Below are 13,561 nucleotides of genomic sequence, written 5' to 3'. Positions count from 1 at the left end.
CGAGGACGAAGAGTGGCTGGCCCGAGGGAGGGCAGAATCCGACGGCCTACATGCCCTGCTTTCTTAACCAGTCCAGACAGGCCGTTGCCACATCGCGCCAGCCATGATCGATAACCAGCGAATGACCTTTGCCGGCAAACTGCTTGAGGTCGGTCACCGCGCTTGAATTGCGATATTGCCTATGGGTGGCGCGGGAGGTGACGTCAGGCACGGTGTGGTCTGAACAGCCCGAGGTCACGAGCAATGGACCCCGCCGGAAGTTCGCCGTGTTGACGGCCGAAGCCGCGCGCGGATTGAAGTTCGCAAATGCGACTTCAAACAGACCGCGAGCCGGCGATGGGATGGTCCATTTCTCGAACAGCTCGTTCGACTCATCCTCCTGCAAGGCATTTCCGAATCCATAGCGGAACTGCTTGGCCGTAAGTGCGACGGACCTGCTCTTGTTGAACGGATTTCCGAGCGCAGGCAGTCCCGCACGCAGTTGTGAAAAGGGCAAAGGCAGTACCCCCTTGATCTGCGCCGGGTTGATCGCGATTGCGGCCCGTGCTATGCCCTCTCCGAGCAGCTTCTGCGCAATCAGTCCGCCAAAGGAATGGCCGATCAGGATGGGCGATGTCGGTTGGGCATTCGCGATCTGCCTGAAATGAGAACTCAGGTCCTCGATGCCCCGGTTCGCGACAAGCTCGGGCGCCGCCCGAGCGGAGGCCATGTCCTCGGGCTCGCCAGGCCAACCCGGGGCCACGGGCTTGTAGCCTTCGGTCTCGAAGAACTTCACCCAGGGCTGCCAGCTGCTGGCGTGAAGCCACATGCCGTGAATGAACACGATGGGCGTTCCCCTGTATCGAGTCGTCATGACTTTGACCTCCGCTTTGCACAAACATGAGCCACTTTGACTGGTATCGAATGGCTGATCGCCTGCCAAAGGATTGAAGAACAAGGGGCGTCCAGTCGCATGCGTGCGTATGCCTTTCGGACAGCGCGGCTGTGCACGCACGTGAGAAATCGCAGCTAGCCATCCTTGCCGTCCGTTCGAGCGGAAAGGCGCCAGGGTCCAAAGAGTGCGAGGTAGATGCCGAATGCCGGTGCAAAGGAGGTGCCGGCCAAGATCAGCGCGACGGGATGCACGCCGGGCCAAAGCAAAGCGTGCGAGATGAGCAGAATTGCTGCGGCGGCCATGAGTACGTAGGAGCAGGTCTCCGCGCGCGAAGCAAGCAATGGGCGACCCGTGTGTCCCCCGGCTGTTCGCGTCATCATGGCGATCAGCAATCCTCCGGTCGCGCCGACTGCGAACGCATGCAAGGCAGGCGACGGGCTCGACCCGCCAAATGCGGACCAAGCGAGCGAGCAAGAGCAGTCCGATGGGTATCCATGCGTAGGCCAGGTGCAGCGACCAGAGAATGGGCTTTTGAATCGTCCGCGCCGGTGCCCAAGTCCACAGGCGCCAGGCGTGCAAGGCGGCGGAGCCCGATAGCAGCGCTGCCGTCAACGTTCCCGCGATGCCCGCGACCCAGCCCAGGAGCGCCAGTACCGTCACGCCGTCAAGCAGCCGGTTCCGCCAGGCCGGGACCGCATTCTGCAATCCCGGCGTGACGCTTCAGGTGAAGAAAGGGATCACACGACCGCCTATCGTGGATTCGATGAGCACGATTGTTGGCGCCGACCGGAAACTGAGCCAGTTCTGTAGGTAGTGCCGAAGTAAAAGTGAGCCAGGTGTTCAACCCACCCTACTGCCTTTCTGAGCAGCGGGGTTCCAGGAGTGATCACCAGGGACATGATTGGCAGAATCCGGCGGCTGCACACGAGGGACAAGCTGTCGGAGCGCGAGATCGCGCGCAAGACGGGCCTGTCACGCAACACCATCTCGAAGTGGCTTCACGCGCCGGTACCCGAGCCAGGGCCACGAGATGCTGTTCGATGCGCACACGCGCTCGTTTGCGCGCTGGGCGGCGTGGCCCGGCGCGGCATCTACGACAACATGCGCACGGCCGTGGACAAGGTGCACAAGGGCAAGGGGCGCACCGTCAACGCGCGCTTCGCGGTGATGTGCGCGCACTACCTGTACGACCCCGACTTCTGCCACGTCGCGTCCGGTTGGGAGAAGGGGCGCGTGGAGAAGAACGTCCAGGACAGCCGCCGTCGCATCTGGATCGACGCGACCAAGCAGCGCTTCGGCTCCTTCGCCGACCTCAATGCCTGGCTGAGCGAGCGCTGCCGCGCGCTGTGGAGCGAAGTCAGACACCCCGAGCACGGCCAGTTCAGTGTGGCCGAGATGCTTGAGCACGAGCGGCCGCACCTGATGCCGATGCCGGCGCCGTTCGATGGTTATGTGGAGACACCCGCCCGGGGTGTCCAGCACCTGCCTGGTGTCGGTGGCGCGCAATCGCTACTCCGTGCCCTGCGAGCCGGCCGGACAGATGGTCAGCACACGTCCGTACCCGGGCAACGTCGAGGTCGTGGCCGACGACGCCGTCGTGGCCCGTCATGAACGGCTCAGTGATGCTGGCGGCACCCGCTACGACCGGCAGCACTACATCCCGCTAGTGCAACGCAAGCCCGGCGCGCTGAGGAACGGCGCGCCCTTCGCCGACATGCCCCAGGTGTTGCAGCGCCTGCGTCGCAGCCTGCTGCGGCAGGCCGGAGGAGACCGCGTGATGGCCCCGGTCCTGGCCATCGCAACGATGGCCGGGCTGGACGCCGTGATCATGCCGGCGGAACTTGCGACGGAGAGCGCGCCATCGTCGTGACGCGTCAGCGTGGAGCACGTCATCAACGTGCTGGCAAGGCTGAACGCGCCGGCGGCGCCCCCGAGCGCCGAGACGGCCCTGCAGGTCGAGACCCAATCGCTCAGTTCTACTTCGGCGCGCACACGCCAAGGCCCATATCACCGTGCCCATCCCGGTCACCAGCACCATCTCGACACAGTCCCGGCGCGGTCCCCAGATCGCCAGAGCCGATGCAAGGCCGCCGATCACAGTTGCGTAGAGCAGGTAGTCTGCCCAGTATCCAGCCTTGCTATGTTCCAGTGAGAACATGCTTCCTCCGCTGCCGTCTCAATATCAATCGTTGGGCCGTGCGAGCACAGCTTCGAGAATGACGGCAGCAACCGCCTCCGGATGCGAAAGCATGACGACGTGGCTGGACCGGACAGGCACCACCCGGGCTTTCATTCGCGAGGACATGGCCCGCTGCAACTCGGGCGGAATCATTTGGTCGTTCTCGGCCAGCACATACCACGAAGGCTTCACGTGCCACGCGGCTTGACTCACCGGTTGCAGGAGCGTCTCGCCAAAGGTCGCACCCTGCTCAGCGGCGAGGACACGTGCCTGATGTGCGGGAAGATCGGGCGCGAAGTAGGTCATGTAGCCCGCTTCCGACAGACTCAGATTTCCCGAGTCATCCCGCTGCAAGGTCGCTGTCCACGGCGCCGGTGGAAAGCCGGAGATGAGGTTCTCGACCGACATGCCCTGATCGGGCGCAAATGCGGCGACGAATACCAAAGAGGACACCTTCGGGTTGACACCGGCCTGCGTGATTACCGCTCCACCCCAAGAGTGGCCCACAAGCACGACCTGACCCTGCTGCGCATCGATCACGCGTCGGGTGGCCTCGGCGTCGCCAGCCAGCGAGGCCAGTGGATTCTCCACGGCCACCACCCTGACACCGATCTTCTGAAGGATGCGGATCACGTCACTCCAGCATCCCGCATCGGCGAAGAATCCGTGCACAAGCACGACGGTACGGTTTCGCAAAGGCGAGCCGGAAGCGGACTCCTGCTGTGTCTCATGGGCCGTGGCCAGGCCGCTCAGGAGCAGGATGATGAAGAACGAGACCAGTGCACGCATTGCATGCGGTTTCAAGGAGATCATGACGGTCCTTTCAGTAGGAGGGATAGCCGGTTTTGCTGCTCCTGAATCCTTCAGGAAACTTCTGCAGCCGACATGCACATGAAGGTATGTGGCGAGCTCCATCTCTCGACGGAGAGGAGCACCACCACGTCCCTTGGCGCAGCGCCAACCCCGACGAATCGGCCGCGAAGCGGTACGCGTTCGCCCATCCAAAGACAGATTCAGCGATGGGTTCCAGCCAGCAGACTGGGTGTCCAGCATCCGAAGTGCGCGCCTGACTTGCATCTGAATTGCGGGACCGGCGCCGATTGACTCCTGTTGAAAGGCAAGAACATCCGATGGCTCCACTCACTTTCATCCGCTGCGCCGCGTGCACGCTCTGCTGTGCCGCGGGTGCCGCATCGGCCCTCGAAGGCGGTGTCGACACCTACGGCTTGGGCGCGGAGGGGACGCTGGCCGGCGCACTGCCGCCCACAGGGCTCTATGGCATCGTCTACCAGAATCACTATCAGGCTCGCCGCTTAGCCGATGACTCGGGACACTCCGCGATTCCGGGCTTCCGGCTCTACGCCGATTCGGTGACGCCTCGCCTGATCCTGATGACCGACACGACGCTGGCCGGAGGCCAGCTCGGTTACTACGCACTGATGCCTCTTGTGGACCTGCGGGTCAGCGTGCCTGGGAAAAGCGATTCCCGGACCGGCAAGGGCGACCTCCTGATGGCCCCGCTGCTGGCCTATCACAGCGGGATGTTCCACTGGGGCTACGCGCTGGAATTCGTGATGCCGGTGGGTGACTACGATCGGAATCGCCTCGCCAACATCGGACGAAACTACTTCTCGCTGAGACCGATCTTCGGTTGGTCCTTCCACGATCCCGAAGGCTGGGACGCATCCACAAAGATGAGCCTGACCTTCAACAGGCGCAACGGTGACACCGACTATCGATCCGGCAGCTACTTCGCCGGCGACTACAACATCGGCTACCGCGTCCGCCCGCATTTGCGGATCGGGCTGGAGGGCTATTTCCTCTCGCAGTTCAGCGACGACAAGCTGAACGGCGCCGTCGTCAGCAACGACGGCAATCGCGCTCAGGTGTTCGGTGTCGGCGGAGGCGTGCAGTACGAGGCGCCCAGCGGCTGGTCCGTCGAGGGAAAGGTCGTCAAGGACACAAGCGTGCGCAATCGCGCCGACGGCACAAGCCTGTGGATCCGCGCCGCCTGGAGGTTCTGAGGCGCCGTCTCTTCAAAGGGCGCGCCGACCCACGGGTCGGCGCATCGCTTTCAGCTGAAGCAAAGCTCGAACTCATGGACACCCGTTGAGGGGCAGCGAATGGAAATGCCGGCCTCGCCGGCCACCACATAAGGAGAATCGCTGCTCTGCACCGTATACCCGCTCCCGCGAGCCATCACGCGCCCATCGCAGACGAGCACCCAAGCGCCGCGCCCGTTCAGCCGTCCGACCACGACCTCGTCGTCGCGCTGCCCGCGTAGCGACATCCTGAAGCGCAGCGCCGAGCAGTGGAACCAGGCAGCATGGAGTTCGACATCGACACCGACTTCCGTCAGCGCCGGCCGTGTGTGGAAGGCAGCATCCAGCTTGTCGTTGTACAGATGCCAGAGCCCGTCCCGAACGTTTAGCCGCGCGTAGCCGAGCAAAACGTTGCCGGTATGCGGCTCGACCAGCGTGCGGTTGCCGAAACCATCCTCCGCCTGATCATTGCGCGGGTAGTAGAGGCCGCCCCGGCTCCACGTGGGACGCATGAAGCGGTCGGCGTGCCCCAGCAGGCCTTGCAGCGTCTCCTCATCACCCATCTCTGCGGCCCAGGCCGCCACCCAGCCGAAATCGCAATCGTCGCTGACGATCCGCTCGCCCATCACCTCAGGCCGCTGAGGTGGATGAACGGACAAGGTGCCGTGCATGCCCGGCTTCACCAACTCCGCGATCTGACGCGGATAGTTGTCGCGCACGAAATCGCGGTTCCACATGTTCATCAGTGCGCCGCACCAGGCATCCACCCACGGCGATCGGCTGAGATTGGGCCGCACCGTTAGCGTATCGGCGGCCAGCATCACGTGGTAATGCCCGTTGTCGCCGATGCGCCCGAACTGCCGCCACGCCGCCTCGTAGGCGTCGGTGACCTCCTGCGCACGATTACCTCCATAGCGCAGGTCATGCAAGCGGAACCCGAGCAGCGCTGGCTGGTTGCAGATCTGGAAGATGCAGTTTGGCTCGCAGGGCACACCGAGGTAGCCGCTCTCCACCATCAGCCAGTACAGATGATCGTTGAGCGAGTGCTCGTCGTAGGCGAAAGCCTTGGGCTCGCCGCCCCAGAAATAGGACCAGTGCTTGAAGGTGATGGCGCCCGGGCTCGACAGGGCGTCGTCATCGAACAGGTAGCTGTACAGCAGCGCAAGCGACTGCACGTAGGCGCTGTACATGATGTTATCGCGCCGCACCGGATCCCATTCTTCCTGGTACCTCGCGGTCAAGTGACGGTTGAAGATGCTGCCGCCGCGACTGACGTCCCGCCAGTACATCCACACCTCGGGCAGGAGCAGCTTGTCAAAAAGGCGCCGGAAGAGCGGCTTGAACAGACCCGGCGCCGCAGGCATGCGATGGATGTAGGTCAGAGCGACCGCGTAAGCCATGTAGGCGAGTTGGAACCGGTAGGCGCCGAAGTCGTCCTGCCCGATGCTGCGCCCCCCCATCAAGGACCAGTCATTCGGGGGCAGCCGGGAGAGATTGTCGAAGTGACGAACATGGCCGCGCTGCAGCGTATCGAGGCCACGGACCGGCAGATCCGCATTCACGACCTCATCTCCAGCACTGCCTTGATGGTCTTGCCCGCATGCTGGTCTTCGATGGCCTCATTGATCTGTTCGAAAGGATAGACGCGGATCAGTTTGTCAAACGGAAAGCGACCCGCCTGATGGAGCGCGATCATCTGTGGAATGAAGACATCGGGGATGGCGTTCCCCTCGATGAAGCCTTGGACGATTTGGCCCTTCAGCAGCATGTACAGCCACGGTAGGTTGAGCGTGCGCTCTGGTGTCGGCGGCACTGCGACGAGTGCGACCGTCCCGAGCCTCGCTAGCCCACCGATCGATGCTTCGACCAAGGCGGGCACGCCGGCCGAATCGACGATGTAGTCGACGCCCCGGGGCACGATCTCCAAGATCGCGGCGACCAGGTCGGGCGAATGATTGGTATCGATGGTGTGGGTTGCTCCCAGTGTTCGCGACAGCTCGAGGCGGCTCTCCACGCGATCGACAGCGATGATCTTCGCGCACCCACAGACCGCCGCGCCCATGATCGCAGCCATGCCCACCGTGCCCGTGCCCAGCACCAGAATGGATGCGCCGGCGCGGGGTCGAAGCCCGTTCATGACCGTGCCGGCACCAGTCTGGATGCCGCACCCGAGCGGCCCCAGCAGAGACAACGGCGCATCCTTCGGCACCTTCACGGCATTGCGGTCCCCCGCCAGCGCGAAGTGTGCGAACGACGACTGCCCGAAATACTTGATGTGGGCATGCTCTCCGGTGTGCAGGCGGGCGGTCGGGCCATGGGGATCTGTCTGCAGGTTGAGATCGGTAAAGCGGTCGCAGTACATCGGCGAGCCTGATTGGCAGAGCGGGCACGAGCCGTCCGAGTCGGGCGCGAGGACGACGTGGTCGCCGACGACCAGCTTAGTCACGTCGCGGCCCACGGCGGTCACAACGCCCGCGCCTTCATGCCCGAAGACTGATGGGAATGGTGCACCCAAATTGCCATCGCGGCTGGCCAGGTCGGTGTGGCAGATCCCGACACCGGCGATCTGCACGAGCACGTCATGGGCGCCCAGCTCGGGCAACTCGATGTCGGTCAGGGAAAACGGCGCCTTGGATGTGCGGACAATTGCGGCCAGTGTCTTCATGGATAAGCTCCTTTCGGTGTCGGCAGGATGACGGCTCCGGGAACGCATCTGCTGCATGTTCGATCCGGCAACCCATCGAATCAGGAGGCTATGGCCAAACCGGATATGACACCCGGCGCAGGAGGTCGAGCGGACGATCTGTCGTTTGACGGATGCTCGTTCAGCGCGTCGCTTCTAGAGTGCCGCCATGAGGACTTTGAAGATCGACCATGAGCTGCCATTGCGGTCAACTGCACTCACCGATTTCTGGCCCCGCCGTGGGCGGCTACTTTTTCTTGGTCAGCCATCAGGACAGACGTGTCGACGCCTACAGCTTTGGCGATCGATTGCTGCTGCTGTTCTTCGGCTTCACCCACTGCGAGATCGTGTGCCGGCGAGAACTGGCAAAGATCGACTCGGCACTCGATCGGCTGGGCGAGATGGCCGACCGAATCCAGCCGCTGTACGTGACGGTTGATCCTGAACGAGACTCGCCAGCAGTTTTGCGGGATTTCCTGAGCCTCCATCCCCGCTTCGTCGGGCTCACGGGAACCCGAGCGGAGATCGACGACGCCATGCGCAGCTTTCGCGTCTTCGCACAGCGGCGTAGCGATGAAAATGCCCCAGATGGTTACTTGGTCCCGCACACCACCATAACCTACCTAGCGGCACCCGGCGGGCAGGTCATCGCACACTTCCTCGATTCGTCGGATGCAAAGAGCCTCGCGGCAGCCTTGCTTTCCCGCCTTCAGGCTACGCCTTGATCTGGTCTTCAGTTCGGCGCGATCGCTTGTTCTCGCTCGCGTAGTGCCGCCTTGCGACTGCGCCTGACCGCGATCTTCGCGCCTCCATAGGCAGATGCAGCAGGCACCGTCAGTGAGATCGACGTTCCTTGGCCATTGACACTGACAACCTCCAGGTGGCCGCCGATCCGCAGGGCGCGTTCTCGCAAACCAGACAGGCCCCAATGACCGGGCCGATTGCCGGCGGCCAACGTGTCCGAAGGTATGCCAATGCCATCGTCTGCGATCGTCATGACGAAGGCCTCCGAAGCAAAGCGCAAGCGAACGGCGACCGCGCTGCCAGCTGAATGTCGAGCTGCGTTGAAGAGTGCCTCGCGGGCTATCCGGTAGCACTCCTCGGCAACCAGGCCTTCGATCTCACGCTCTTGGCCGTCGACCGAGATATGGAAACTCAATGGCGCAAGCGACCTCATATCCTCGAACACTCGTTCCAGTGCTGCCGCCAGACCATCAACTACATTCGCAGATGCACGCATTTCGACAATCTGGTCCCGCCCGTCGACCAGCACCTGTTCAGCCCTGTCGATCGCGCCATCCATCACCACGCGTGCCTCGCTGCTGACGCCGACTCGATCGGCCACTGCCCGGAAGCGGAGCAGCAGACCCTGCACGCCCTGTAGCAAGGTGTCATGCAGTTCGCGCGCGATGCGCTCCCGCTCGAGTTGCTGCGTTTCCTGACGCAGTGTCAGCATCTGGGAGAGGTATCGGACCCGCGCGTGGTACGCGAGCCACGCCAGCAGAATGACGCCAGCAACCACCAGCCCCTTGAAGCTGTTGGTCTGATAGAAGGCCGGCGCAGTCTCCACCTCGGTCGAAGCGCCCTGCTCGCTCCACACACCGTCCTCGTTGGATGCCGTCACCCGGAATCGGTAGCGGCCGGGAGGCAGGTTGGTGTAGAAGGCTTGGCGCCGGGGGCCAGCTTCCTGCCAATCATTGTCCAAACCTTCAAGCTTGTAGCGGAAGGAGACCCTTTCGGGAATGGCCAGGCTGGTAGCGGTGTAGTCGAACTGCACGTCGTGCACGCCTACCGGTGGCGCGACCGGTGGCCCGCCAACAACGTATTCGCGCGGACCGGCCTTGATGCTGCGCACGAGCACCGTCGGCGCGATCGTGTTGCGCCGGACTTTGGCCGGATCGATTGTCACCAAGCCGTTGGTGAGAGAGAACCACAACATGCCGTCAGTGCTTTCGACTGCCGTTGGAACCGGCCGCAGTTGCTCTGCGATGCCCGGGATGTCATCGAAATGGTCGAAGTGCTCGAGTCGCACTCGATGTTCTGGATTCGACAGCGCAAGGGCGATCTCCGCGGCGGCCAGGTGTTCAACGCCGTGGCCTGCATGGGCCCAAAGGTCGCCGTTGGCAGTCTCGACGAGTCCCGACACACCGTCGAGCGCCCCCTCCTGCTCTGGAGCAATTCTGAGAAAGCGCCTGCCGTCGAACCACCCGACTCCCCGACTGCCTGCGGCCCAGAGTCGAGCTCGCGCGCAGGAAGTTTGAGAGAGATGAGTATTCCATCGGTCTAGTGTTCTTCCGGTTGCGGCCGTTGGCTCAAACCATGTCAATGATGCCGCGCCTGAGCGCGATGACGACTGCGTGAGTCCGATCCTTTGCGCCGAGCTTGGCGGATATGTTCTTCAGATGGACCTTTACCGTCTCTTCCGACGACTTCAGCCGCGAGGCGGCTATCTTGTTGGAATTGCCGTTTGAAATGCACTGCAGCACCTCGATTTCCCTTTGAGACAAGGTCGCGCCGCCCATGTTCTGCATGACCTCTGCTGCGACCTCCGGCGTGACATGCCGGCGGCCGGCATGGACAATCCGGATGGCCTCGCGCAGTTCACGATGCAGGCTGCTCTTGAGCAAATAGTCCGCTGCTCCGGCAGCAATTGCTCGCGCCGCCTGGGCATCGCCCTTGTAGGTGGTCAACATGATGACTTTTGCGGAGGGCGACTCCTTGCGGATGCGCACCAGAGCTTCGATGCCATTGACACCCGGCATCTGGATGTCCAGCAAAGTGACCGCAGGCTGATACACCCGGAAGCGCTCGATACCCTCTTCCGCAGTGGCCGCATCGGCCACGAACTGGAAGTCCTCCTGCCCCTGCAGGACCGCCGCGATGCCTTCGCGCAGGAGGGCGTGATCGTCGATACAAAGAACAGAGATCGGCATGGACAGCAGGTCGGCTTGCAGCGATGTCCAAGTATGGTTGGTTCGAAAGCGCGGCCGATAGAACGTTCTTGCTCTTCTCGTAGCCTCTCCTGCCCGTGGGCATCGGCCGGCGCATCTCCAAGGAGGGGTGCGCCCCACGTCCTTTGGCAGATTCCCCGCACAGACGAATGCCACAGACTTGCCCGTCATACCAAAACGAAGGGGATCCACATGCTGGAGGCTGGTGCGCGTCCACGGGAACACCGGCGGACCGGCCTTCCAGGTTGTGGATAGAAGGACCGATCCGAAGTCCAATGCCGTCTACGGGTTCTTCGTCCATGCCTGGGGCCCGACCTATGACGCCGCGCGCCGCGAGCTGCCGTGAACCGTCAGCGATGTCGGAACCGGTAGGCACTCGGCGTCTCACCCATCTCGCGGGAGAAAGTTCGAGTGAAGTGGCTCTGATCCGAGAAGCCCACCTCAAGGGAAACGTCCGTCAGCGAGCGATCGGAGCTTCGGATCAAGTCGGCCGCGGCCTCGACCCTCAGTTTCAATAGGTATCGGTGAGGCGGAACGCCCACGCTTTGCTTGAAAGCCCGTGCGAAGTGTCCCTCCGACAGGCCGACGAGACGAGCAAGCAGCCGAAGATCGCAAGCCTCAGCCATCCGGCTCTCCATCGCCCGCTTCACTTTGCAAAGCGCAGCCGGAGCCAGCCCCCCTCGAAGCGTGCGGCAGCGGTTCACGTTGGGAATTCCGGTCAGCCGGTGAATGGAAGCAAGCAGTTCGCCTTCGTGGCACTCCACCGGCAGGCATTCATCGACGCCGTTCGGAAGCCCCAGTCGCGCTGATCCGCGCTCGCCGGGCGAATCGCTCATCACGACCAGTTTCGGCATCCGTAGTGTCGTTTCGAGCTGTCGCCTCTCGATGAACGACGACGCGGATGCCATGTCCGCAATGAGGATGCCTCCGTCCACATCGTCGAGGGGCCGCTCCCCCTCGGCCTGAGACTGTCGGAGGGAATGCACGCGACAGCCTGGCATCCGTCCCAGGATCGACGCAAGTCCAGCGGCGATCACCGTGCACCGATGCGCCACATAGACCGTCACCACCGAATCGTCACCCATCATCATCGTCTCCTCGCAGCGAGGCCCTCTGCCTCTCTACTCCACGAGCAAATCGTATGGATGCCTCGCGATTTCAGTAATACTGGTTCAAGTAGGAAAGTACTAACTCGATCGAGTTATCGAAGGGCCTTTGGCGCAGCAACAGTGGGCTGGCCGACAGGCCATGGTCACAGTACGGCGTCGTCCAGCCATCGCAGACAGTCCCGCGCGACGGCCTCCCACCCATGATCGATCACGAGCGAGTGCCCCCTGTCATCGAATCGCTGCATATCAGTTACCGCTGCCGACTTTCGATACTGCCGATAAGTTGCACGAGTCGTCACGTCTGGGACAGTGTTGTCCGCGCCCCCGGATATCAACAGCAAGGGGCCGCGGCTCTCATTGCGGGTGTTGACCGCGGACGCGGCACGCGGGTTGAAATTCGCGAATGCCACTTCGAACAAGCCGCGGGCCGGCGAAGGAATAGCCCACTTCTCGAACAACTCGTTGGACTCGTCTTCAGTGATTGCATTGCCGAATCCGAAGCGGAACTGCTTGGCAGTCAAGGCGACCGAACGACTCTTGTTGAACGGATTCCCCAGCGCAGGGAGGCCGGCCCGGAGCTGGGAAAACGGCAGAGGCAACACACCCTTGATCTGTGCCGGATCGATGGCAATGGCCGCGCGGGCCAGGCCTTCTCCGAGCAGCTTCTGCGCAAGCAGTCCACCGAAGGAATGACCGATCAGGATCGGCTTGGATCCGAGAGGGGCCATGATTTTCCTGAAATGCGCCGCGATGTCCTCGATGCCCTTGTTGGCGACGAGCGCTGGGCATCGCCGTGCGTTGTTGATGTCCTCGGGCTCTCCTGGCCAGCCGGGAGCCATCGGTACATAGCCTGCTTTCTTGAAGCGCCTCATCCACGGTTCCCAGCTACTTGCGTGGAGCCACATGCCATGAATGAAGATCACCGGGATATCAATGTTCATCTGCATGCTCAGCGCTCCGATTGAATGCTTGACATCGTTCACTGTGCGCCAGATGGCATTGAAGTGAACCTGTCAGAAGTCGGAAACGAAGTCACCTTCGAGATACACCCCGGGGTCTCCCTACAGGCAGCCAGCTGCGGAGGCCGCACACCGCCCTTACCTCGACCCGGAGGCCGCACACCAACGATGCACGGATTGATCCAGCGCCATCACTTTCATCAAAGCCCCCGGACAGAATCTCCGCAACCATGCAGGCTTTCCAACCCACGGAGTTCCTCATGACTCAACGACTTGACCATCAGGCGCTGGCGCCGGACGGCATGCGCGCGCTCGGCGGTGTCTATGGATACATCATGTCCAAGACGGGGCTTGACTCCGCGTTGGTGGACCTGGTCTACCTCCGCGCCTCGCAGATCAACGGCTGCGCCTACTGCATCTCGATGCATTCGAAAGACTTGATGAAGGCGTCGGTTCCCGCCGAGAAGTTGCTGCTCCTGTCAGCCTGGAGGGAGGCGGGCTCCGTGTTTAGCGCTCGCGAACGTGCCGCGCTGGCCTGGGCCGAGTCGGTCACGTTGGTAGCGCACACCTCGGTGCCAGACGACGTGTTCGAGGCCGCCTCTGAAACATTCACCGCGAAGGAACTGGTCGATCTGACCCTCGCCGTGGGCGTGATCAATACCTACAACCGGATGGCCATCAGTTTCAGAAAGCAACTGGAAGCGCCCACGACCTGACCTGCTGTGCGCCACCAGCGCAACCTCGTCCGCCACGAATCAAGCCGG

Annotated in this window: 12 protein-coding genes and 4 pseudogenes; 6 read left to right on the top strand and 10 right to left on the bottom strand. The window is 62.6% G+C overall.

Annotated elements, in window-relative coordinates; translation table 11 throughout:
• Positions 1-46: 46 nt before the first annotated feature.
• From SNE35_RS31250 to SNE35_RS32160, 3 genes and pseudogenes are all read right to left on the bottom strand, one after another.
• Entirely contained in the window at positions 47-853 is an 807-nt protein-coding gene (locus SNE35_RS31250) for an alpha/beta hydrolase (RefSeq protein WP_320426985.1), read from the bottom strand.
• A gap of 155 nt (positions 854-1,008) precedes the next feature.
• Positions 1,009-1,329, bottom strand: a pseudogene (locus tag SNE35_RS32165) (NnrS family protein); the annotation flags it as partial.
• A 28-nt stretch (positions 1,330-1,357) separates the two neighbouring features.
• Positions 1,358-1,579, bottom strand: a pseudogene (locus tag SNE35_RS32160) (NnrS family protein); the annotation flags it as partial.
• A 192-nt stretch (positions 1,580-1,771) separates the two neighbouring features.
• On the opposite strand from SNE35_RS32160, the pseudogene SNE35_RS32155 reads away from it, so the two are divergent.
• Positions 1,772-1,873: pseudogene (locus tag SNE35_RS32155) on the top strand (helix-turn-helix domain-containing protein); the annotation flags it as partial.
• A 7-nt stretch (positions 1,874-1,880) separates the two neighbouring features.
• Positions 1,881-2,858: pseudogene (istA, locus tag SNE35_RS31245) on the top strand (IS21 family transposase); the annotation flags it as partial.
• Between the two features lie 198 nt (positions 2,859-3,056).
• Here the strand turns inward: istA and SNE35_RS31240 are convergent.
• The gene (locus SNE35_RS31240) at positions 3,057-3,866 is read right to left on the bottom strand and encodes an alpha/beta fold hydrolase (protein ID WP_320426984.1); all 810 of its coding nucleotides are present in this window, start codon (positions 3,864-3,866) and stop codon (positions 3,057-3,059) included.
• 317 nt (positions 3,867-4,183) lie between these two features.
• Here SNE35_RS31240 and SNE35_RS31235 point away from each other — a divergent pair, with 317 nt between their 5' ends.
• Positions 4,184-5,077, top strand: coding sequence for a SphA family protein (locus SNE35_RS31235; RefSeq protein ID WP_320426983.1), 894 nt, complete (start codon positions 4,184-4,186; stop codon positions 5,075-5,077).
• Positions 5,078-5,127: 50 nt separating this feature from the next.
• On the opposite strand, the gene SNE35_RS31230 is transcribed toward SNE35_RS31235, so the two are convergent.
• Together SNE35_RS31230 and SNE35_RS31225 are read right to left on the bottom strand one after the other, a co-directional pair.
• Positions 5,128-6,657 (bottom strand): linalool dehydratase/isomerase domain-containing protein, encoded by a 1,530-nt coding sequence (locus tag SNE35_RS31230; protein ID WP_320426982.1) that lies wholly within the window; start codon positions 6,655-6,657, stop codon positions 5,128-5,130.
• Complete coding sequence (locus tag SNE35_RS31225) at positions 6,654-7,760, bottom strand: NAD(P)-dependent alcohol dehydrogenase (protein ID WP_320426981.1); 1,107 nt, start codon at positions 7,758-7,760, stop codon at positions 6,654-6,656. Before SNE35_RS31225 ends, SNE35_RS31230 begins: the two co-directional genes overlap by 4 nt.
• Before the next feature lie 209 nt (positions 7,761-7,969).
• Between SNE35_RS31225 and SNE35_RS31220 the strand changes: the two genes are divergently transcribed.
• A complete protein-coding gene (locus SNE35_RS31220) occupies positions 7,970-8,503 on the top strand; it encodes an SCO family protein (protein WP_320426980.1) in 534 nt (177 codons plus the stop codon).
• A gap of 8 nt (positions 8,504-8,511) precedes the next feature.
• Here the strand turns inward: SNE35_RS31220 and SNE35_RS31215 are convergent, their stop codons facing one another.
• Together SNE35_RS31215 and SNE35_RS31210 are read right to left on the bottom strand one after the other, a co-directional pair.
• Entirely contained in the window at positions 8,512-9,924 is a 1,413-nt protein-coding gene (locus tag SNE35_RS31215) for an ATP-binding protein (RefSeq protein ID WP_320426979.1), read from the bottom strand.
• A gap of 166 nt (positions 9,925-10,090) precedes the next feature.
• Positions 10,091-10,711 (bottom strand): response regulator transcription factor, encoded by a 621-nt coding sequence (locus SNE35_RS31210; RefSeq protein WP_320426978.1) that lies wholly within the window; start codon positions 10,709-10,711, stop codon positions 10,091-10,093.
• Between the two features lie 223 nt (positions 10,712-10,934).
• On the opposite strand from SNE35_RS31210, the gene SNE35_RS31205 reads away from it, so the two are divergent.
• A complete protein-coding gene (locus SNE35_RS31205) occupies positions 10,935-11,075 on the top strand; it encodes a hypothetical protein (protein ID WP_320426977.1) in 141 nt (46 codons plus the stop codon).
• Between the two features lie 4 nt (positions 11,076-11,079).
• On the opposite strand, the gene SNE35_RS31200 is transcribed toward SNE35_RS31205, so the two are convergent.
• Together SNE35_RS31200 and SNE35_RS31195 are read right to left on the bottom strand one after the other, a co-directional pair.
• Positions 11,080-11,814, bottom strand: a complete 735-nt coding sequence (locus SNE35_RS31200) for an AraC family transcriptional regulator (RefSeq protein WP_320426976.1) — start codon at positions 11,812-11,814, stop codon at positions 11,080-11,082.
• Between the two features lie 167 nt (positions 11,815-11,981).
• The gene (locus SNE35_RS31195) at positions 11,982-12,785 is read right to left on the bottom strand and encodes an alpha/beta hydrolase (protein ID WP_320426975.1); all 804 of its coding nucleotides are present in this window, start codon (positions 12,783-12,785) and stop codon (positions 11,982-11,984) included.
• 272 nt (positions 12,786-13,057) lie between these two features.
• Between SNE35_RS31195 and SNE35_RS31190 the strand changes: the two genes are divergently transcribed.
• Positions 13,058-13,513, top strand: a complete 456-nt coding sequence (locus SNE35_RS31190; RefSeq protein WP_320426974.1) for a carboxymuconolactone decarboxylase family protein — start codon at positions 13,058-13,060, stop codon at positions 13,511-13,513.
• Positions 13,514-13,561 lie beyond the last annotated feature (48 nt).

Origin of the sequence: Roseateles agri (genome assembly GCF_034043675.1) — a bacterium.
Lineage (GTDB): Bacteria > Pseudomonadota > Gammaproteobacteria > Burkholderiales > Burkholderiaceae_C > KK5.
The sequence above is the reverse complement of the archived record's forward strand: the minus strand, read 5'-3'. Positions and strand labels throughout refer to the sequence as shown.

Excerpts from the sequence above, each read along its gene's own strand:
- SNE35_RS31250 (WP_320426985.1), bottom strand. The coding sequence starts at position 853 with ATGACGACTCGATACAGGGGAACGCCCATCGTGTTCATTCACGGCATG.
- SNE35_RS31240 (WP_320426984.1), bottom strand. The coding sequence starts at position 3,866 with ATGATCTCCTTGAAACCGCATGCAATGCGTGCACTGGTCTCGTTCTTC.
- SNE35_RS31235 (WP_320426983.1), top strand. The coding sequence starts at position 4,184 with ATGGCTCCACTCACTTTCATCCGCTGCGCCGCGTGCACGCTCTGCTGT.
- SNE35_RS31225 (WP_320426981.1), bottom strand. The coding sequence starts at position 7,760 with ATGAAGACACTGGCCGCAATTGTCCGCACATCCAAGGCGCCGTTTTCC.
- SNE35_RS31220 (WP_320426980.1), top strand. The coding sequence starts at position 7,970 with ATGAGCTGCCATTGCGGTCAACTGCACTCACCGATTTCTGGCCCCGCC.
- SNE35_RS31210 (WP_320426978.1), bottom strand. The coding sequence starts at position 10,711 with ATGCCGATCTCTGTTCTTTGTATCGACGATCACGCCCTCCTGCGCGAA.
- SNE35_RS31200 (WP_320426976.1), bottom strand. The coding sequence starts at position 11,814 with ATGGGTGACGATTCGGTGGTGACGGTCTATGTGGCGCATCGGTGCACG.
- SNE35_RS31195 (WP_320426975.1), bottom strand. The coding sequence starts at position 12,785 with ATGCAGATGAACATTGATATCCCGGTGATCTTCATTCATGGCATGTGG.
- SNE35_RS31190 (WP_320426974.1), top strand. The coding sequence starts at position 13,058 with ATGACTCAACGACTTGACCATCAGGCGCTGGCGCCGGACGGCATGCGC.